This is a genomic window from Streptomyces sp. NPDC005574 (assembly GCF_040605435.1).
Taxonomy (GTDB): Bacteria; Actinomycetota; Actinomycetes; order Streptomycetales; family Streptomycetaceae; genus Streptomyces.
The window spans coordinates 1-16,806 of sequence record NZ_JBEXCW010000051.1 but is presented as its reverse complement, the minus strand read 5'-3'; the positions used below and the strand labels follow the sequence as shown (position 1 = coordinate 16,806).

Here is a 16,806-nt window from a genome sequence, read left to right as displayed (position 1 = left end):
CGGACGGCCCACCCTGTGGCCCATGGCGACCTGCGAAGTATGTGGCAACAACTACGGAATGTCCTTCGAGGTGCACGCGCAGGGCGCGGTGCACGTCTTCGACTGCTTCTCCTGCGCGATCCATCGCATGGCACCGATCTGCGAGCACTGCCGCGTGCAGATCATCGGCCAGGGGGTCGAGGTCGAGGGTCACTGGTTCTGCGGCGCCCACTGCGCCCGCGCGGAGGGCAGGGCGGGGATCGTCGACAAGGTGTAACCCGCTACCCGCCCGTATGCGCCCCACGACCGAGTTGTACGGTCGTGGGGTGTACCGCTTCCTGTTGTCCCGGCAGTGGGTGATCCTCACGCTGGTCTCCCTCCTCCTCATCCCCACGATGATCAGGCTGGGCTTCTGGCAGATGCATCGCCACGACCTGCGCGCCGCCCGGAACCAGCTGGTCTCCGACGCGCTGGCCGCCAGGCCGGTCCCCGTGGAGGACCTGAGCGCACCGGGACACGCGGTCACCAGCACGGAGCGGTATCGCACGGTGACCGCGACGGGCACCTTCGACACGGCCCGTGAACTCGTCGTCAGGCGCCGCGTCAACGCCGACGACGCGGTCGGTTTCCACGTCCTCACCCCGTTCGTCCTGACCGACGGCAAGGTGCTGCTGGTCAACCGCGGCTGGATTCCCGCCGACGCGGCACAGACCGCCTTCCCGAAGATCCCCGCGCCGCCGCACGGCCGGACCACGGTGACCGGACGGCTGATGGCCGACGAGACGACCGCCGCGAGCGGCATCAAGGACATCAAGGGACTGCCCGACCGGCAGATCATGCTGATCAACAGCGAGCAGGAGGCACGGCGCCTCGGTGCCGCGGTGCTCGGCGGCTACATCGCGCAGACCGCGCCCGAGCCCAAGGGCGGCCTGCCGCAGCTCGTCGGGGAGCCCGGCCGGGAGGACTCGGCGCTGAACCTCGCCTACGCCATCCAGTGGTGGCTGTTCTCCGCGGCCGTCCCGGTCGGCTGGGTGGTCCTGGTGCGGCGGGAGGCCCGCGACCGGCGGGCGGCGGCCGCGGGTGCGGACGCTCAGGAGACGCAGGCGGTGTCCGTCTAGCACGGCGCGTTCACCCGCCCGGCTCCCGCCCCTGATTGTGCGGTCCTCCCGTCGGGCAAACCGCACCCCGTGCACCCCCGCATCGAGGACTACGCCGTCATCGGCGACGAACAGACCGCCGCCCTGGTGGGCTGGGACGGCAGCGTCGACTGGCTCTGCGTGCCGCGCTTCGACTCGGCCGCCTGCTTCGCCCGGCTGCTGGGCGGCGACGAGAACGGCCACTGGCGCATCGCGCCCAGGGGCCACGAGGGCACCTGCGCCCGCCGCGCCTACCGCCCCGGCACCCTGGTCCTGGACACCGAGTGGGAGACCGGCGAGGGCAGCGTCCGGGTCACCGACCTGATGCCGCAGCGCGACGTCTCCCCCGACCTCGTACGCGTCGTGGAGGGCCTCAGCGGCAAGGTCACCGTCCGCAGCACCCTGCGGCTGCGGTTCGACTACGGCTCGGTCGTGCCGTGGATGCGGCGCGCCGACGGGCACCGGGTGGCCGTCGCGGGACCGGACGCGGTGTGGCTGCGCAGCGAACCCGCCGTGCACACCTGGGGCGAGCACTTCGGCACGCACTCGGAGTTCACCCTCGAAGCCGGCCAGCGGGTCGCGTTCGTCCTCACCTGGCACCCCTCGCACGAGCCGCGCCCTCCCCTGGTCGACCCCTACGAGGCGCTGCGCGTCAGCGTCGCGGACTGGCAGGCGTGGTCGGACCGCTGCCGCTACGTCGGACCGTACCGGGATCTCGTCGTCCGCTCCCTGATCACCCTCAAGGCCCTCACCTACGCGCCCACCGGCGGCATCGTGGCCGCGGCCACCACCTCACTGCCCGAGGAGGTCGGCGGGGTCCGCAACTGGGACTACCGCTACTGCTGGCTGCGCGACTCCACCCTCACCCTGAACGCGCTGCTCGCCGCGGGCTACCACGAGGAGGCCGAGGCCTGGCGGAACTGGCTGGTGCGCGCGGTCGCCGGCGACCCGGCGGACCTGCAGATCATGTACGGCCTGGCCGGGGAACGCCGGCTGCCCGAGTCCGAGCTGCCGTGGCTGTCCGGCTTCGCCGGCTCGGTGCCCGTACGCACCGGCAACGAGGCCGTCGACCAGCTCCAGCTCGACGTGTACGGCGAGGTCATGGACTCCCTGTCGCTGGGCCGGCTCGCCGGCCTGCCCGTCGAACCGCACATGTGGTCGCTGCAGTGCGCCCTGATGGACTTCCTGGTCTCGGCGTGGCGGCAGCCGGACGAGGGGCTGTGGGAGGTGCGCGGGGGACGCCGGCACTTCGTCCACTCGAAGGTCATGGCGTGGGTGGCCGCCGACCGCGCCGTACACACCCTGGAGTCGGCCCCCTGGCTGCACGGCGACCTCGACGGCTGGCGCGCGATGCGCGAGGAGGTGCACCGCGAGGTCTGCGACAAGGGCTACGACCCCGGGCGCAACACCTTCACGCAGTACTACGGCTCGCGCGAGCTCGACGCCTCGCTGCTGCTCATCCCTCGCGTCGGTTTCCTGCCGCCCGACGACCCGCGCGTGGTCGGCACCGTCGACGCGATCCGCGACGAGCTGGGCCACAGCGGCTTCGTGCGCCGCTACAGCGCCGCCGAGACGGGCGTCGACGGGCTCCCGGGCGACGAGGGCACCTTCCTCGTGTGCTCGTTCTGGCTGGCGGACGCGCTGCACATGACCGGCCGTACGGGAGAGGCCCGGGAGTTGTTCGAACGGCTCACCGGCCTCGCCAACGACGTGGGCCTGCTGGCCGAGGAGTACGACCCGGTGGCCGGCCGCCTGCTCGGCAACTTCCCGCAGGCGTTCAGCCACATCGGGCTGGTGAACACCGCCCTCGCCCTGTTCGGGACCGAGGAGGCAGGATAGAAGCATGGATCTTGGACTGAAGGACCGGGTGTACGTCGTCACCGGGGCGACCCGCGGACTGGGCCACGCCGCCGCGCGTGAACTCGTGGCCGACGGGGCGAAGGTGGTCGTCACGGGGCGGGACGAGCAGCGCGTCGCCGACGCGGCGGCCGGGCTGGGTCCCGGCGCGGTCGGCGTCGCCGTCGACAACGCCGACCCGCAGGCGCCGGACCTGCTGATCGCCGCCGCGCGGGAGCACTTCGGGAGGTTCGACGGCATCCTCGTCAGCGTCGGCGGTCCGCCGCCCGGGTTCGTCGCCGACAACACCGACGAGCAGTGGCAGACGGCGTTCGAGTCGGTCTTCCTGGGGGCGGTACGCGTGGCCCGCGCGGCGGCGGAGGAGCTGGAGGCGGGCGGTGTCATCGGGTTCGTGCTGTCGGGGTCGGTGCACGAGCCGATCCCCGGACTCACGATCTCCAACGGGCTGCGGCCCGGACTCGCCGGGTTCGCCAAGTCGCTCTCCGACGAGCTGGGGCCGCGCGGCATCCGGGTCGTGGGGCTGCTGCCGGCCCGCATCGACACGGACCGGGTGCGGGAGCTGGACAAGCTGTCCGCGGATCCCGAGGCCACGCGGGCGGCCAACGAGTCGCGGATTCCGTTGCGGCGGTACGGGAGGCCCGAGGAGTTCGGGCGGACGGCGGCGTTTCTGCTGTCGCCGGCGGCGTCCTATCTGACGGGGGTCATGGTGCCGGTGGACGGGGGGATGCGGCACGGGTTCTAGGCGTGTGCGCCGGCCGCGGTGGGGGCTGATCGCGCAGTTCCCCCCGCGCCCCTTGGGGGGGGCAACTTGGCGTGTCGGCGGAGTTGTTGGCCGGGGGGCGTGCTTCGTGGGGTGGTGCGGTGTGGGATTGGCCGCGGGCCGGTGGGGGCTGGGCGCGCAGTTCCCCGCGCCCTTTGGGGGGTCAACTGAGCCCGTGCGGCGAGGGGTTGAGCGGGGGGCACGCCTCGTGGGGTCGTGCGGTGTGGGGTTCGCCGCGGGCCGGTGGGGGCTGGGCGCGCAGTTCCCCGCGCCCCTTCAGGCGCGGGGGTCTGGTCAGTTGACTCTGTCCGCTCGGTGTTTTTGGGCCTGTAGGCGGACCTCTGTGGGGAGGGTGGTCAGGGCTGCTGAGGTTCGGGCGTGGGTCAGGGCCCGGGTGGTGAGGTGGTCCAGGGCGGTGGCCGGGTCCACGTGGGGTTCCAGCAGGAGCCGTACCCGGGCCGCGGGCGCGGTGCGGCGGCCGGTCAGGTGGACGTGGGCCCGGGCGACGCCGTCCAGGTCCCCCGCCTCGCCGGAGAAGACGTTCTCCAGGGCCCGTCCCCGCAGCAGGGCGCCCTCACCGTCGCCGGTGTCGACGAGCACCTCGGCGAGCCGGTGGCGGCGCAGCACCGCGGTCAGCCACCACAGGGTCAGCAGCACCACGACGGCGAGTGCGGCGATGACGGTGGGCCACCACCAGCCGGAGTCCCGCCAGCGGGTCCGTTCCGCGTCGCTGAGCAGGACGTCGTGCCGCCCGTCGTGGATCCACCAGGACGGCGGGGGCGCGCCCAGCCCTACGGCGAGCACGGAACCGCCGAGGACGACCAGCACCAGACCCACCACCCCGAGCACCACACGGTTGACGGTCCTCAGCACCGCGCTCACCCCTTCTTCCCGGGCCGCGCCACATGGACGGCCTGCGCGGGCGGCCGGGCCAGCCCGAGGCCCCGCACCGCGTCGGCGACCACGGCCTCCAGATCGGCCCGGACGTCGTCCAGTTCACGGAAGTGGGCGACCGCGCGGACGTCGGCCTTCTTGCGCCGGGTCCGTACGCGCACCGACTGCACGCCGGAGACCTCCATGGCCCGGTCGCGCAGCACCACGGCGGCCGCCTTGCGGTGCAGTCCTGCCCGGACGTCGGCGTGTGGGCGCCGCATCGGCAGCACCGCCCGCAGCCCCGGCGTGAGCGCCAGCACGATCAGCCACAGCCCGAGGGCCGCCGTCACGCCCGCGCCGACGAGCACCCAGGTGTCGTCGAGGGGCCGTTCGGCGAGCTGCCCGGCCAGTTCCCGACGCCAGCGCATGCCCGGCCGGCCGGCGCGCACGGCGGCGATGTCGTAGAGGAAGACGCCCGCGACGAAGAGGATCAGCACGGCGACGACGGCGGCCGGGACGCGGCGCGCGGACCAGAAGCGGCCGGTGCCGCCGCCCGCTTCCGGAAGGCGTTCCTTCTCCTCGGCGGGGGGTGGCGGTTCGTACGCGTACCCCCCGGCCGGGTCGCTCTCCCTCTCGATGACCGGCAGCCGCTGCGTCGTGCCCTCGGTGCCCTGGGACTCGCTCATCGCGTCCTCCCCTGTGCCGCGCCGTGTGCCGGTACGAGATGCAGCCGCTCCACGTGGACGACGACCTCCGGCACCTCCATGCCCACCAACGCGCCTACCCGCTCGACGACATGACGACGCACCTGTCCGCACCGGTCGCCGATGTCGCTCGGATAGTCGAGTTCGAGATGGACGCGGACCCGGGCGGTGCCGTGGTGGACGGTGACCGTGGCGTGCGGGCGCGTGGCGTCCCGGGGCAGCTTGCCCAGCGCTTCGCCGGCCGCCTGCGCGGCGACCTTCGCGACGACCCGGTCAGCGATCCGGGTCGCGCCGCGCTCGCCCGGCGCGACGACCGTCAGCGGCGCGCGGAGCTCTTTGACCCCGTCGCTCACGGACGTCACCGCCGCCGGTCGTCACGGGGACGGAACAGGTCGCCGAGGTTCAGGTCGCCCTCGGCGAACCGGCCGACGACGAATCCGATGGCTCCCAGGGCCGCCACCAGGAGGAAGGCGCCGAACCCGCCGAAGTATCCGGCGAAGCCCAGTGCCATGCCGGCGATCATGCCGGCCACGGCCATGCTCATGGTGCACTCCTACGCTCGTCAGACCAACGGACCATCGGATCGTCTCGCCCGGTTCTTCGGGCGCCGGCGAGTCACTGGATGCGGGGCTCCGGCTCCTCGTCCTCCTCGTCGGGCAGTTTGACGTCGCTCACCGCGATGTTGACCTCGACCACCTCGAGGCCGGTCATCCGCTCCACCGCGGCGATGACGTTCTCCCGCACGTCCCGGGTCACGTCGGAGATCGACACGCCGTAGTCGACGACGATCTCCAGGTCGAGCGCGGTCTGCACCTCGCCGACCTCGACCTTCACGCCGCGCGTGGCCGATTTCGACCCGCCGGGCACCCGGTCGCGCACGGCCCCGAAGGTCCGCGACAGCCCGCTGCCCATGGCGTGCACGCCGAGCACGTCCCGTGCGGCCAGTCCGGCGATCTTCTCCACCACACCGTCCGCGATGGTGGTCCGTCCCCGGGTGGCCGGATCTCCGCCGCCGCGCTTGGTCATCTGGGGACGGCGCGTCCCAGAGCTCTCCGGCACGTCCTTCGCTCCTGAGGGGGCGCCCGTCCGGTCCTGTTCCGTCATGTCGGTCATCGCCGTACGTCCCTTTCGGTTGGCGTTCTCCCACCACCGTATGTGGGGTTGCCCGCTCGCGCGCCTGGGATGCGGCAGGCTGGAGGAATGACGGCAGACCAATGGACCCGTGCGGTACGCCAGCAGCTGGGACTCGGCAGGCTCCTGCCCCTGGGCGGCCCCGGCGACGGCGCGTGGATCTCCGAGAACGCGGCCGAGGCGGTGCTCCGGCGTGCGGCCGAAAGTGTGCGGGGCGTACGGCTGAACGGCTTGCGCATCGCCCTCGCCGACCCGCAGGACACGCGGGAACCCGCCGTACCGCCCCCGCCGAGCGCGCTGCCGCCCGGGCCGCTGCGGGTGACGGCGGAGTTCGCGGCGTCGGCCGCCCAACCGCTGCCGGCGGCGGCGGACCGGCTGCGCACGACACTCGCGGCGGCGGCCACGGAGCGGCTCGGTCTGGCGGTGACGGAGGTGGACCTGCGGGTGACGGCCCTGCTGGACGAGGCGGAGCAGGCCGGCGTGGCGGACGCGCGGTCGGCGGCGCCCACCGCGGCGGAACCGGGGCCGTCAACGGAACCGCGGCCCGAGCCGACAGCGGCGCGTTCGGTCGACGAGCTGCGCGTGGAGGCCGCCGCGCTGGCGGTCGCGGGCGTGGTCGGGGTGACAGGCGCCCGGATCGAGGAGCGGACCAGCGGGACGGCCGCCCTGCCGCACCGCCACGTCCGGCTGGAGGTGGCGGTGGGCCCGGGCAGCAGGGCACTCGACGTGGCCCTCGAAGTGCGCGTGAGCGCGGCACAGTCGCTGCCGGATCACCCGACGGCGGCGGTGCTGGTGACGGCCGTCAGCTGAGCGGCGGGTTCACTCGCCGACACCGGCCAGGTCCCGCAGCCGCCGGGCCTGGGCGGCCCGCTCGGCGGTCCGCTGCTCCTCGTACGACCGGCCGTGCACTCCGCGCAGCAGCGCCTTCGTCTCGATCACGGCGTCCCGGGGCGCGGCCAGCAGCGCGCCGGCCAGGTCCCGTACCGCGTCCGCGAGCTGGTCGAGGGGTACGGCGATGTTCGCCAGTCCGGTGCTCACGGCCTCCTCGGCCGTGACGGACCGCCCGGTCGCGCAGATCTCCAGCGCGCGGGCGTAGCCGACGAGCCCCACCAGCGGGTGGGTGCCGGTGAGGTCGGGTACGAGGCCGAGGCTGGTCTCGCGCATGGCGAACTGCACGTCGTCGGCGACGACGCGCAGGTCACAGGCGAGGGCCAGCTGGAACCCCGCTCCGATGGCGTGTCCCTGCACTGCTGCGATGGACACCACATCGCTGCGCCGCCACCAGGTGAAGCCCTCCTGGTACTCGGCGATGGTCGCGTCCAGCTCGGCGTCGCTGCCTCGCGCGAGGTCGATGAACGACGGCTCGCCGTCGAAGCCCTCGGGCGTGAACGCCTGCCGGTCGAGTCCGGCGGAGAAGGACTTGCCTTCGGCGGTCAGCACGACGACACGGACGGTGCCCGGCAGCAACCGCCCGGCTTCGGCCAACGCCCGCCACAGAGCAGGACTTTGGGCGTTGCGCTTGGCCGGGTTGGTCAGTGTCACCGTGGCGATGGCGTCGTCGACGGTGAGCCGTACGCCGTCCTTGTCGAGTACCGGACCAAGGTCCTGGTCGGGCGAAGCCATGGGGCGCCTCCGATGCGTGCGGTCGTGATGCCGTGCCGGGGGCGGGCTACCGCCGCACCACGGCACAGTGAAGTGACTGCACAGTAACCACCCGGTCGATCAGCCGACCGACCGGGTGACCACCATCGAAAGCCGATGGGCCGCCCGGTTCAGGACGCGGCGGCCTTCTTGCCCCGGGTCGCGCCGCCACGTCCACGCAGCGTGACGCCGGACTCGCTGAGCATCCGGTGCACGAAGCCATACGAGCGGCCGGTCTCCTCGGCCAGTGCCCGAATGCTCGCACCGGAGTCGTACTTCTTCTTCAGGTCTGCCGCGAGCTTGTCGCGCGCGGCGCCGGTCACCCGGCTGCCCTTCTTCAGAGTCTCGGCCACCCGTGCCTCCTCATGGGAAGTGCGCTCTGGTCCTCTCATGATCACCCCTCCGGGCCTCCATGGCCACCCATTCGGCAAGGTCCGTAAGACAAGGTTTTGACGACAGGAGCGGGTACGCACAAACGGAATCGGGGATTCCAGACAGTCGCGTCCGTACGGCCGAACACATTCCACCGTGAAGTGCCAGGTCAGGGACGCGCGACGGCCGGACCCCCGTCGGCGAAGGGCCCGGCCGTGAAATGGATGTAGGACACACCGCGGTACGAGGAGATCTCACACAGATGATGGATCACGGATCGGCCGAATGATCCATAGGCGGTGGATCACGCAGTTGATCACACGATCGATCACGCACGGATCTCCGGGCCCGCGACCGCGCCGATCACCGGTCCTCCGGGTACGGCGCCGGTCCGCCGGACCCGAACGGGCTCAGGCCAGGGCCACCAGATCCGCGTAGTCGGCGCCCCACAGGTCCTCGACGCCGTCGGGCAGCAGGATGATCCGCTCCGGCTGGAGCGCCTCGACCGCTCCCTCGTCGTGGGTGACCAGGACGACCGCGCCCTTGTAGGTGCGCAGCGCGCCGAGGATCTCCTCGCGGCTGGCGGGGTCGAGGTTGTTGGTGGGCTCGTCCAGGAGCAGGACGTTCGCGGAGGAGACCACCAGGGTCGCGAGCGCGAGGCGGGTCTTCTCGCCACCGGAGAGGACCCTGGCCGGCTTGTCGACGTCGTCACCGGAGAACAAGAACGAGCCGAGCGTCTTGCGCACCTCGACCAGGTCGAGGTCGGGGGCGGCGGAGCGCATGTTCTCAAGGACGGTGCGCTCGGGGTCGAGGGTCTCGTGCTCCTGCGCGTAGTAGCCGAGCTTGAGGCCGTGGCCCTCGATGACCTCTCCCGTGTCGGGCTTCTCGGCGCCGCCGAGCAGCCGCAGGAGGGTCGTCTTGCCGGCGCCGTTCAGGCCGAGGATGACGACGCGGGAGCCCTTGTCGATGGCCAGGTCGACGTCGGTGAAGATCTCCAGCGAGCCGTACGACTTCGACAGGCCCTCCGCCATGAGAGGGGTCTTGCCGCAGGGCGCGGGCTCGGGGAAGCGCAGTTTGGCGACCTTGTCCGACGCGCGTACCGCCTCCAGGCCGGCGAGCAGCCGGTCGGCACGCTTGGCCATGTTCTGGGCGGCGACGGTCTTGGTGGCCTTGGCGCGCATCTTGTCGGCCTGCGAGTGCAGCGCGGCGGCCTTCTTCTCGGCGTTCTGGCGCTCGCGCTTGCGGCGCTTCTCGTCGGCCTCGCGCTGCTGCTGGTAGAGCTTCCAGCCCATGTTGTAGTAGTCGATCTGGGAGCGGTTGGCGTCCAGGTAGAAGACCTTGTTGACGACCGTCTCGACCAGGTCGACGTCGTGGGAGATCACGATGAAGCCGCCGCGGTAGGTCTTGAGGTAGTCGCGCAGCCAGACGATGGAGTCCGCGTCGAGGTGGTTGGTCGGCTCGTCGAGCAGCAGGGTGTCCGCGTCCGAGAACAGGATGCGCGCCAGCTCCACGCGGCGGCGCTGACCGCCCGAGAGCGTGTGCAGGGGCTGGCCGAGCACCCGGTCGGGCAGGTTCAGCGCGGCGGCGATGGTGGCGGCCTCGGCCTCGGCGGAGTAGCCGCCCTTGGTGAGGAACTCCGTCTCCTGGCGCTCGTACTGGCGCAGGGCCTTCTCACGGGTGGCGCCGGCGCCGTTGGCGATGCGCTGCTCGTTCTCCCGCATCTTGCGGATCAGGGTGTCCAGGCCGCGCGCGGACAGGATGCGGTCGCGGGCGAGGACGTCGAGGTCGCCGGTGCGGGGGTCCTGGGGGAGGTAGCCGACCTCGCCGGAGCGGGTGACGGTGCCCCCGGCGGGGACGCCCTCACCGGCCAGGACCTTGGTGAGCGTGGTCTTGCCGGCACCGTTGCGGCCGACCAGGCCGATGCGGTCGCCCTTGGCGATGCGGAAGGTGGCGGACTCGATGAGGACTCGGGCGCCGGCGCGCAGCTCGATACCGGTGGCGGAGATCACGGACAGACTCCAGGGCGGGGTTGGATGACGGGATGGGCGGCTGAGGACGTTCCCGCCGTCTAATGCGCGAGGAGAATGGCCATGGGCCAAGTCTAACGGGGCGGTGCAACCACTTTTCCGGCCCGTGGCCACCCGAGGCCGGCCCGGAGGCGTCGGGCCGGCCGACCGCCCAGGTCACCGGGGCCGTACGGGAATCTCCCGCGAAGCTCGCCCGGCGAGGGACCGGGCGGCGGGGCCGCGGGGATGTCCCGCCCGTCGCGGAAGGGTTGCGGCGCGGTGTCAGTGGCCGGTGCGAGACTGGGCGAAAGCCGGAATTGCGCTGGTTTCCGGCGGCGCGGCAGCGCGGGGCACACGACGGTGACACGACAGGGAGTGATCGCTATGGCAGGCACGGCGGGCGGGCGTCCGAGCATTTTCCCGACGCTGCTGTACACGGACGCGAAGGCGGCGATCCGGCAGCTCACGGAGGCCTTCGGGTTCACGGAGCTCTCGGTGTACGAGAGCGAGGACGGCGCGGTGATGCACGCGGAGCTGGTGCAGGGCAACGGCGCGGTGATGATCGGCTCGAAGGGGCGCGGCGGTGTCTTCGACACGGCGATGAAGGGCGCGGGTCCCAGCGGGGTGTACGTCGTCGTGGACGACGTGGACGCGCACCACCGGCGCGCCGTGGACCACGGCGCGGAGATCCTCATGCCCCCGACGGACCAGGACTACGGCTCCCGGGACTACATGGCCCGGGACGCCGAGGGCAACATCTGGAGCTTCGGCACCTACGCCCCCGAGACGGAGGGCTGAGGCGGGCTCTCAGCTCCCGCCGGTGTGCACCTGGAAGGCGGCCCGCCGCACGGCCTTGGCCAGGGCCGGGTCGGGGTGGGCGGCGGCGAGCGCGACCAGGACCTGCACCGTGCGGGGATGCCCGACCGCGCGCACCTCGTCGAGGAGCATCGGCACCGTGGGCTGCACGGCGGACTCCAGGTGCCGGACGAGCAGCGGCGCCTCACCGTGGTCGGCGACGGCGGCCGCGGTGTCGACCCACAGCCAGGTGGCCTCCTGCCGGGTGAGGACCTCGTGCGCGTCCTCGGGGTCCATCCCGTCGTGCTCGGCCAGCCACAGCAGGGCGTAGGGCCGCAGCGTGGGCACGTCGGCCACGGCGCGCACATCGGGTTCGGCGGGGGCGCCGACGACCCGCAGGGCCTCGAAGGCCAGGCCGCGCAGCAGGGCGTCCTCGCCGCGGGCGGCCGCCAGCAGTTCGGCCACGGCGCTGCCCACGGGACGGGCGGCGAGCCAGGCACGGTACTCGGCGCGGGCCGCGTTCGGGCGCAGTTGGGCGCAGCCGCGGAGCATGCCCTCGGCGGCCTGCTCGATATTGCCGGCGGGGCTCTGCGCGGCGACGCAGATCTGCTCCAGCTTGACCCACACCGCCCAGCTGCCGAGCGGGGTGAGCGTGGCCTGTCCCTCGCCGTAGGTGAGGGCGCCGACGGAGGCGAGGGCGCGCAGGGCCCACTCCAGGAGCGGGGGCAGCGGGGCGTCGGCGGGCTCCGGTGCGGCCTGCCCGGCGGGTTCGGGCTCCGGCTGGGGGCCGTAGGGGATCTCGCAGCGTTCGGTGCGCAGTTCGGTGACCCGCTGCTCCAGCAGGTCCAGGAGCTGCTCCACGGGCACGGGGCCGGCGGACAGCTGGAGGAAGGACAGCACCTGGGGCATGGCCGAGACGACCTCGGCCACGGCGGCCGGCTCGTGCCCGGAGGGCTCGGGGTGGGCGAGCGACCAGGCGTCGAACAGCGCGACCCAGCCGCGCAGGACGGCGCTGTCGTCGCGGTCCCAGGCGCGCAGCCGCCAGCCGGGGCGGGCGTCGTCGCCGTGCACCTCGACGAGTCCGGCCAGGCGTGCGGTGTCCCAGTCGGCGCGGACCTGAGCGGCGGTCAGGCCGAGGTCGGCGGCGGCGCGTTCGGCGGTCGCGTCGGAGAGGGTGCCCTTGCCGTCGGGGCTGGCGCTGTCCCGGCCGGGGCGCAGGGCGGTGTCGGCCCAGTGGGCGACGCGGGCCGCGGCGGCCAGGCCGGAGCGCGCCATTCTGGCCAGCTCCGCGGGGGCCGGGGTGCCCTCCGGGGGGCGGGGGGCGGGGCGGCGCGAGCGCCGCTGGTTCATCGCTCTGGGGGCGGCGGCCAGGGGTCGCGGGCGGACGAGTCGGAGCCTGGAGTCGCGCGGGATACGGGACGTCACGGGTGCAGTCTTCCGGTTGACGGTCCGAAAACCCAAACGGAATGTCACGGCGGGCGACGGGGAGGGCCAACGCACGGGGTGTCACGGGGGGCCCGGGGCCGAGAACAAGCCAGTGGTACGGCCTTAAACGGAACCTTTCCGGACGGGCGGCCTGGGCGTGGCGCCCCGGCCTCGGTCCGGCGTCACGCCGGCCTCGCCCCGGCTCCGCGAGGCCCGTCGCGGCGGTGTGCCCCCGGTGCGGCGGGCGGGTGCGGCGGGCCGGTCACATCAGCGGGACGAGGAAGCGGCGCAGCACCTCCTCGTAGGTCTCCGGGTCGGCGTTCCACATGGCCGCGTGGGGCGCGCGGCGGACGGTGTGCATCGCGATCAGGTTGGGGCGGGTGGCGGCGAGCCGGCGCGAGAGGTCCCAGGGGGCCACCGTGTCGTCGGGCCCGTGGATGATCAGCGTCGGCGCGGCGAGCCGGTCACTGACGGGGGCGCCGGGGTCGGGGCTCAGTCCGGTGCGGCCCTGCGCGGCGCGCACGGCCAGCGGCAGCAGGGCGCCCGGGGTGTGGCGGGCGGCGGCGAGGGCGCGCAGCGTCGTCTGCCAGCTGAGCACCGGGGAGTCCAGGACGAGTCCCGCGATGCGGTTGCGCAGCCCGGAGTGGACGGCGGCGCGCAGGGCCATGGTGGCGCCGGTGGACCAGCCGATCAGGACGACCTGCCGGGCGCCCTGGTGCACGGCGTGGTGGATCGCCGCGTCCAGGTCCCGCCACTCGGTCTCGCCGAGGTGGCTCAGCCCGTCCGGGGAGCGGGGAGCGCCGGGGTCGCCGCGGTAGGCGAGGTCGAGCACCGGGAAGCGGTGGCGGTGCAGCGGTTCCAGCACGTTCAGGGGGTGTTCGCGGGTGGCGCCCAGGCCGTGCACCGTGATGATCCAGGTGTCCCGCACGCCGGGGACGAACCAGGCGGGCAGCGAGCCGAGTTCGCCGTGGATGCGGACGTCGCTGTGGTCGATCCCGAGGGCGCCGGCCGGGGTGCCGACGTGCACCTGGGGGGTGAGCCAGACCTTGGTCCCGGGCCGCGGGGTGCCGTGGGTGACGCGCTCCAGGCGGCGTACCACGGTGTCGGCGGGGTGCGGTGTGCCGTCCTGGACGGGGCCGACCACGGCGTGCGTGCCGTCGCCGACGAGGCCGTACGTGCCGGGGCGCAGGGAGGCGAGGGACCGGGTGAGGACGATCTGCCCGGCGGCGGTGGCGTGCACGGTGAGGTGGGGTTCGGTGGGCAGCGGCCGGCCGGGCGGTGCCTTGAGCGCTGCGCCGCTGGCGTACCGGCCGGCGGCGACGCTTGCCGCGCCGGCCGCGAGGGCCACGGAGACGGCCGCGGCCGTCGCTTTGACTGTGCGCATCGGACCAGTCTCCTGGTCCGCCCCGTCCGCGGCCAGCGGGAGGACGGCCCGGAGTGATGTGCGGGAGTGATGTGCGGGGCGCCGCCGGCGCGGGTGCCGCGGGTGCGGGGCGCGTGCTCAGGGCTGTCCGTAGCCGCGCAGCCGCTCCTGGGCCTCGGCCATCTGCTCGGGCGACAGGAGCGCCGGGCTCAGGCCGGGCACGGAGGACGCCGTCAGCCACAGGCGGCACATCCATTCCAGCTGGGCGGTGCGGTCGTATGCCTGGTCGAGGGTGGCGCCGTAGGTGATCGTGCCGTGGTTGCGCAGCAGGCAGCCGGAGCGGTCGGCGAGGGCGCGCAGCATGTTCTCGGCCAGCTCCGGGGTGCCGTACGTCGCGTAGGGGGCGACCCGGACACTGCCGCCGAGGGCGCCGGCCATGTAGTGGACGGGCGGGAGCTCGGTGACGAGGGTGGACAGGGCCGTGGCGTGCACGGCGTGGGTGTGGACGACGGCGCGGGCGTCGGTGGAGTTGTATACGGCCAGGTGCATCGGCAGTTCGCTGGTCGGCAGGAGCGAGCCGAGCACCTGGCGGCCCGCGAGGTCCACGCCGACGACGTCGTCCGGGGTGAGCCGGTCGTAGGGGACGCCGGTCGGGGTGACCAGGACGGTGTCGCCGACGCGGACCGAGACGTTGCCCGAGGTGCCGACGACCAGGGCGTCCCGGACCGTCCTGCGGGCGGTCTCGACGAGGTCCGTCCAGGCGTCCGCCACCTCGGGTTCCTCGGGTTCCCCGGCACGCGCGCGCCTGCCCCGCGCCTCGCCGGCCTCGGGCACGCCGTCGCGGCCACCGCGTGCGTCCCCCGGTCCCTGCCGTTGCTCTGCCATACCGCGATCCTGCCAGGCGCGGGAACGCCCGCGTCGGGCACCGCGCTCACCACGCGCCGTGGGCGGCTCGCACCACGCGCCGTGGGCGGCTCACGAGAACGCGCCGAGGGTCGCTCGCGGGCACGCGCTGTGGGTCGTCCGTGACGGGCCGGAGGCGAACTGCCTGTCGGCGGACCGGCCGGGGCGAAATCGCCTCACCAGGACACCCTGATGCCTGCCCCAGTTCATCTTCCGTTCATCCAGGTTGCCTACGGTCGTCCAGCCAATGACCTCGAACGATTGCCTGGGTAAATGGAAAACTTCTCGCTGATCCTCGCGATTGTGGTGGTAACCGCTCTCGCGTTCGATTTCACGAACGGTTTTCACGACACCGCCAACGCGATGGCCACCACCATCTCGACCGGTGCGCTCAAGCCCAAGGTCGCGGTGGCCATGTCCGCCGTGCTGAACCTTGTGGGCGCCTTCCTCTCCGTGGAGGTCGCCAACACGATCTCCAAGGGACTCGTCGACGAGTCCGGCATACGTCCCGAGGTCATATTCGCCGCCCTGGTGGGCGCGATCCTCTGGAACCTGCTGACCTGGCTGGTCGGACTCCCCTCCAGCTCCTCGCACGCCCTCATGGGCGGCCTGATCGGCGCCACCATCGCCTCGGCGGGGTTCGGCGCGGTGCACGGTGACGCCCTGGTCACCAAGGTGCTGATCCCCGCGGTCGCGGCCCCGATCGTCGCGGGCGTCGCCGCCTTCCTGGCCACGCGCCTGTCCTACACGCTCGGCGCCAAGGCCGACGGCAAGGCCGCGGCGAAGGGCTACCGCACGGGCCAGATCGCCTCCGCGGGCCTGGTCTCCCTGGCGCACGGCACCAACGACGCGCAGAAGACGATGGGCATCATCACCCTCGCCCTGGTCGCCGGCGGCGCCGTCTCCCCCGACTCCGACCCGCCCACCTGGGTCATCCTCTCCGCGGGCCTCGCCATCGCGCTCGGCACCTACCTCGGCGGCTGGCGCATCATCCGCACCATGGGCAAGGGCCTCACCGAACTCCAGCCGCAGCAGGGCTTCGCCGCCCAGACCAGCGCGGCCACGGTCATCCTGGCCTCCTCCCACCTCGGTTTCTCCCTGTCCACCACGCACTCCGTCTCCGGTTCGGTGATGGGCGCGGGCCTCGGGCGCAAGGGCGGCGTCGTGCGCTGGTCGACGGCCACCCGGATGTTCGTCGCCTGGGGCCTCACGCTCCCGGCGGCCGCGGTGGTCGGCGCTCTCGCCGAGTCCGTGACCGAGCTCGGCGACTGGGGCACCGCCGTCGTCGCCGTCTTCCTGATCGCCTCCAGCGCCGCCATCTGGAAGCTCTCCCGGCGCGAGGTCATCGACCACAGCAACGTCAACGCCGCCGAGGAGCCGGCCGGCGTGGTGACCACGGCGATCGCCGCCGTGATCCCGCCCCCCGTGGGCACCGTCGCCGAGGACCTCACGGCCACGATCCCCGCCCCGGCCGCAGGCCCGGCGGTCCCGCCGGCCGCCACCACCGTCTGAGCCCCGCGCCCCCGGTTACGAAGGAAGAAGCAGCATGCAGATCGACTGGGCAGCCCTCGGCTCCGTCTTCGGGGTCAGCCTCGTGGTCACCGTGGCCCTCGTGGCCCTGTTCACCCTCGGCATCACCGGCCTCTCCCGCCGCGAACGCGCGGCGGCCCAGGGCGAGTCGGCCGCCCTCGCGGTCACCGGCGCGTACGTGTGCTTCGCGGCGTGCGCGGCGGCGGTGGCGTACGGCATCTCGCTGATCGTCGCCTGACCCGCCACACCTGGACACCGAGTGGGGTGGGGGGGGGGAGAAACGGACCCCACCCACCACGGGGGTTAGGCCGGTGGGCGCCCGGGGGGGGGC

At 73.3% G+C, this 16,806-nt stretch carries 19 protein-coding genes; 8 read left to right on the top strand and 11 right to left on the bottom strand.

Annotated features, from left to right (window positions below):
- Positions 1 to 22 precede the first annotated feature (22 nt).
- The 4 genes from ABZT03_RS27455 (at position 23) to ABZT03_RS27440 (ending at position 3,714) form a co-directional block, all read left to right on the top strand.
- On the top strand, positions 23 to 256 hold the full coding sequence (locus ABZT03_RS27455) for a hypothetical protein (RefSeq protein ID WP_052841811.1): 234 nt from the start codon (positions 23 to 25) through the stop codon (positions 254 to 256).
- 49 nt (positions 257 to 305) lie between these two features.
- Positions 306 to 1,097, top strand: a complete 792-nt coding sequence (locus ABZT03_RS27450; RefSeq protein WP_356043904.1) for an SURF1 family protein — start codon at positions 306 to 308, stop codon at positions 1,095 to 1,097.
- Between the two features lie 69 nt (positions 1,098 to 1,166).
- Positions 1,167 to 2,954, top strand: coding sequence for a glycoside hydrolase family 15 protein (locus ABZT03_RS27445; protein ID WP_356043902.1), 1,788 nt, complete (start codon positions 1,167 to 1,169; stop codon positions 2,952 to 2,954).
- 4 nt (positions 2,955 to 2,958) lie between these two features.
- A complete protein-coding gene (locus ABZT03_RS27440) occupies positions 2,959 to 3,714 on the top strand; it encodes an SDR family oxidoreductase (protein ID WP_356043900.1) in 756 nt (251 codons plus the stop codon).
- Between the two features lie 312 nt (positions 3,715 to 4,026).
- Here ABZT03_RS27440 and amaP read toward each other — a convergent pair whose 3' ends face one another.
- From amaP to ABZT03_RS27415, 5 genes are all read right to left on the bottom strand, one after another.
- Entirely contained in the window at positions 4,027 to 4,614 is a 588-nt protein-coding gene (amaP, locus tag ABZT03_RS27435; RefSeq protein ID WP_356043897.1) for an alkaline shock response membrane anchor protein AmaP, read from the bottom strand.
- Entirely contained in the window at positions 4,611 to 5,291 is a 681-nt protein-coding gene (locus ABZT03_RS27430) for a DUF6286 domain-containing protein (protein WP_356043894.1), read from the bottom strand. Before ABZT03_RS27430 ends, amaP begins: the two co-directional genes overlap by 4 nt.
- The gene (locus ABZT03_RS27425; RefSeq protein ID WP_356043891.1) at positions 5,288 to 5,671 is read right to left on the bottom strand and encodes a hypothetical protein; all 384 of its coding nucleotides are present in this window, start codon (positions 5,669 to 5,671) and stop codon (positions 5,288 to 5,290) included. The genes ABZT03_RS27430 and ABZT03_RS27425 overlap by 4 nt, the downstream gene beginning before the upstream one ends.
- Positions 5,668 to 5,853, bottom strand: a complete 186-nt coding sequence (locus ABZT03_RS27420) for a hypothetical protein (RefSeq protein WP_356043889.1) — start codon at positions 5,851 to 5,853, stop codon at positions 5,668 to 5,670. The genes ABZT03_RS27425 and ABZT03_RS27420 overlap by 4 nt, the downstream gene beginning before the upstream one ends.
- A gap of 71 nt (positions 5,854 to 5,924) precedes the next feature.
- Positions 5,925 to 6,422: an Asp23/Gls24 family envelope stress response protein gene (locus ABZT03_RS27415; protein ID WP_356043886.1), complete on the bottom strand. Its 498-nt coding sequence runs from the start codon at positions 6,420 to 6,422 to the stop codon at positions 5,925 to 5,927.
- An 87-nt stretch (positions 6,423 to 6,509) separates the two neighbouring features.
- On the opposite strand from ABZT03_RS27415, the gene ABZT03_RS27410 reads away from it, so the two are divergent.
- Positions 6,510 to 7,250: a nucleopolyhedrovirus P10 family protein gene (locus ABZT03_RS27410; RefSeq protein ID WP_356043883.1), complete on the top strand. Its 741-nt coding sequence runs from the start codon at positions 6,510 to 6,512 to the stop codon at positions 7,248 to 7,250.
- A gap of 9 nt (positions 7,251 to 7,259) precedes the next feature.
- On the opposite strand, the gene ABZT03_RS27405 is transcribed toward ABZT03_RS27410, so the two are convergent.
- The 3 genes from ABZT03_RS27405 to ABZT03_RS27395 form a co-directional block, all read right to left on the bottom strand.
- A complete protein-coding gene (locus tag ABZT03_RS27405; RefSeq protein ID WP_356043880.1) occupies positions 7,260 to 8,063 on the bottom strand; it encodes an enoyl-CoA hydratase/isomerase family protein in 804 nt (267 codons plus the stop codon).
- 149 nt (positions 8,064 to 8,212) lie between these two features.
- The gene (locus tag ABZT03_RS27400; protein ID WP_018533414.1) at positions 8,213 to 8,434 is read right to left on the bottom strand and encodes a helix-turn-helix domain-containing protein; all 222 of its coding nucleotides are present in this window, start codon (positions 8,432 to 8,434) and stop codon (positions 8,213 to 8,215) included.
- A gap of 429 nt (positions 8,435 to 8,863) precedes the next feature.
- Positions 8,864 to 10,462 (bottom strand): ABC-F family ATP-binding cassette domain-containing protein, encoded by a 1,599-nt coding sequence (locus ABZT03_RS27395; RefSeq protein WP_356043876.1) that lies wholly within the window; start codon positions 10,460 to 10,462, stop codon positions 8,864 to 8,866.
- Positions 10,463 to 10,843: 381 nt separating this feature from the next.
- On the opposite strand from ABZT03_RS27395, the gene ABZT03_RS27390 reads away from it, so the two are divergent.
- Complete coding sequence (locus ABZT03_RS27390; RefSeq protein WP_356043874.1) at positions 10,844 to 11,257, top strand: VOC family protein; 414 nt, start codon at positions 10,844 to 10,846, stop codon at positions 11,255 to 11,257.
- 9 nt (positions 11,258 to 11,266) lie between these two features.
- On the opposite strand, the gene ABZT03_RS27385 is transcribed toward ABZT03_RS27390, so the two are convergent.
- The 3 genes from ABZT03_RS27385 to ABZT03_RS27375 form a co-directional block, all read right to left on the bottom strand.
- Positions 11,267 to 12,679 carry a hypothetical protein gene (locus tag ABZT03_RS27385; protein ID WP_356043873.1) on the bottom strand — a complete coding sequence of 471 codons (1,413 nt, stop codon included), beginning with the start codon at positions 12,677 to 12,679 and terminating at the stop codon, positions 11,267 to 11,269.
- 262 nt (positions 12,680 to 12,941) lie between these two features.
- Positions 12,942 to 14,063 carry an alpha/beta fold hydrolase gene (locus ABZT03_RS27380; protein WP_356043870.1) on the bottom strand — a complete coding sequence of 374 codons (1,122 nt, stop codon included), beginning with the start codon at positions 14,061 to 14,063 and terminating at the stop codon, positions 12,942 to 12,944.
- A 117-nt stretch (positions 14,064 to 14,180) separates the two neighbouring features.
- Positions 14,181 to 14,927 (bottom strand): class II aldolase/adducin family protein, encoded by a 747-nt coding sequence (locus ABZT03_RS27375; RefSeq protein WP_356043867.1) that lies wholly within the window; start codon positions 14,925 to 14,927, stop codon positions 14,181 to 14,183.
- Between the two features lie 291 nt (positions 14,928 to 15,218).
- Here ABZT03_RS27375 and ABZT03_RS27370 point away from each other — a divergent pair, with 291 nt between their 5' ends.
- Positions 15,219 to 16,457 carry an inorganic phosphate transporter gene (locus tag ABZT03_RS27370; RefSeq protein ID WP_356043865.1) on the top strand — a complete coding sequence of 413 codons (1,239 nt, stop codon included), beginning with the start codon at positions 15,219 to 15,221 and terminating at the stop codon, positions 16,455 to 16,457.
- A 34-nt stretch (positions 16,458 to 16,491) separates the two neighbouring features.
- Positions 16,492 to 16,713: a hypothetical protein gene (locus tag ABZT03_RS27365; protein ID WP_356043862.1), complete on the top strand. Its 222-nt coding sequence runs from the start codon at positions 16,492 to 16,494 to the stop codon at positions 16,711 to 16,713.
- Positions 16,714 to 16,806: the final 93 nt, after the last annotated feature.

Coding starts and splice junctions, on each gene's coding strand:
- ABZT03_RS27405 (WP_356043880.1), bottom strand. CDS start 8,063: ATGGCTTCGCCCGACCAGGACCTTGGTCCGGTACTCGACAAGGACGGC.
- ABZT03_RS27375 (WP_356043867.1), bottom strand. CDS start 14,927: ATGGCAGAGCAACGGCAGGGACCGGGGGACGCACGCGGTGGCCGCGAC.
- ABZT03_RS27440 (WP_356043900.1), top strand. CDS start 2,959: ATGGATCTTGGACTGAAGGACCGGGTGTACGTCGTCACCGGGGCGACC.
- ABZT03_RS27415 (WP_356043886.1), bottom strand. CDS start 6,422: ATGACCGACATGACGGAACAGGACCGGACGGGCGCCCCCTCAGGAGCG.
- ABZT03_RS27410 (WP_356043883.1), top strand. CDS start 6,510: ATGACGGCAGACCAATGGACCCGTGCGGTACGCCAGCAGCTGGGACTC.
- ABZT03_RS27365 (WP_356043862.1), top strand. CDS start 16,492: ATGCAGATCGACTGGGCAGCCCTCGGCTCCGTCTTCGGGGTCAGCCTC.
- ABZT03_RS27370 (WP_356043865.1), top strand. CDS start 15,219: ATGGAAAACTTCTCGCTGATCCTCGCGATTGTGGTGGTAACCGCTCTC.
- ABZT03_RS27430 (WP_356043894.1), bottom strand. CDS start 5,291: ATGAGCGAGTCCCAGGGCACCGAGGGCACGACGCAGCGGCTGCCGGTC.
- ABZT03_RS27455 (WP_052841811.1), top strand. CDS start 23: ATGGCGACCTGCGAAGTATGTGGCAACAACTACGGAATGTCCTTCGAG.
- ABZT03_RS27380 (WP_356043870.1), bottom strand. CDS start 14,063: ATGCGCACAGTCAAAGCGACGGCCGCGGCCGTCTCCGTGGCCCTCGCG.
- ABZT03_RS27390 (WP_356043874.1), top strand. CDS start 10,844: ATGGCAGGCACGGCGGGCGGGCGTCCGAGCATTTTCCCGACGCTGCTG.
- ABZT03_RS27420 (WP_356043889.1), bottom strand. CDS start 5,853: ATGAGCATGGCCGTGGCCGGCATGATCGCCGGCATGGCACTGGGCTTC.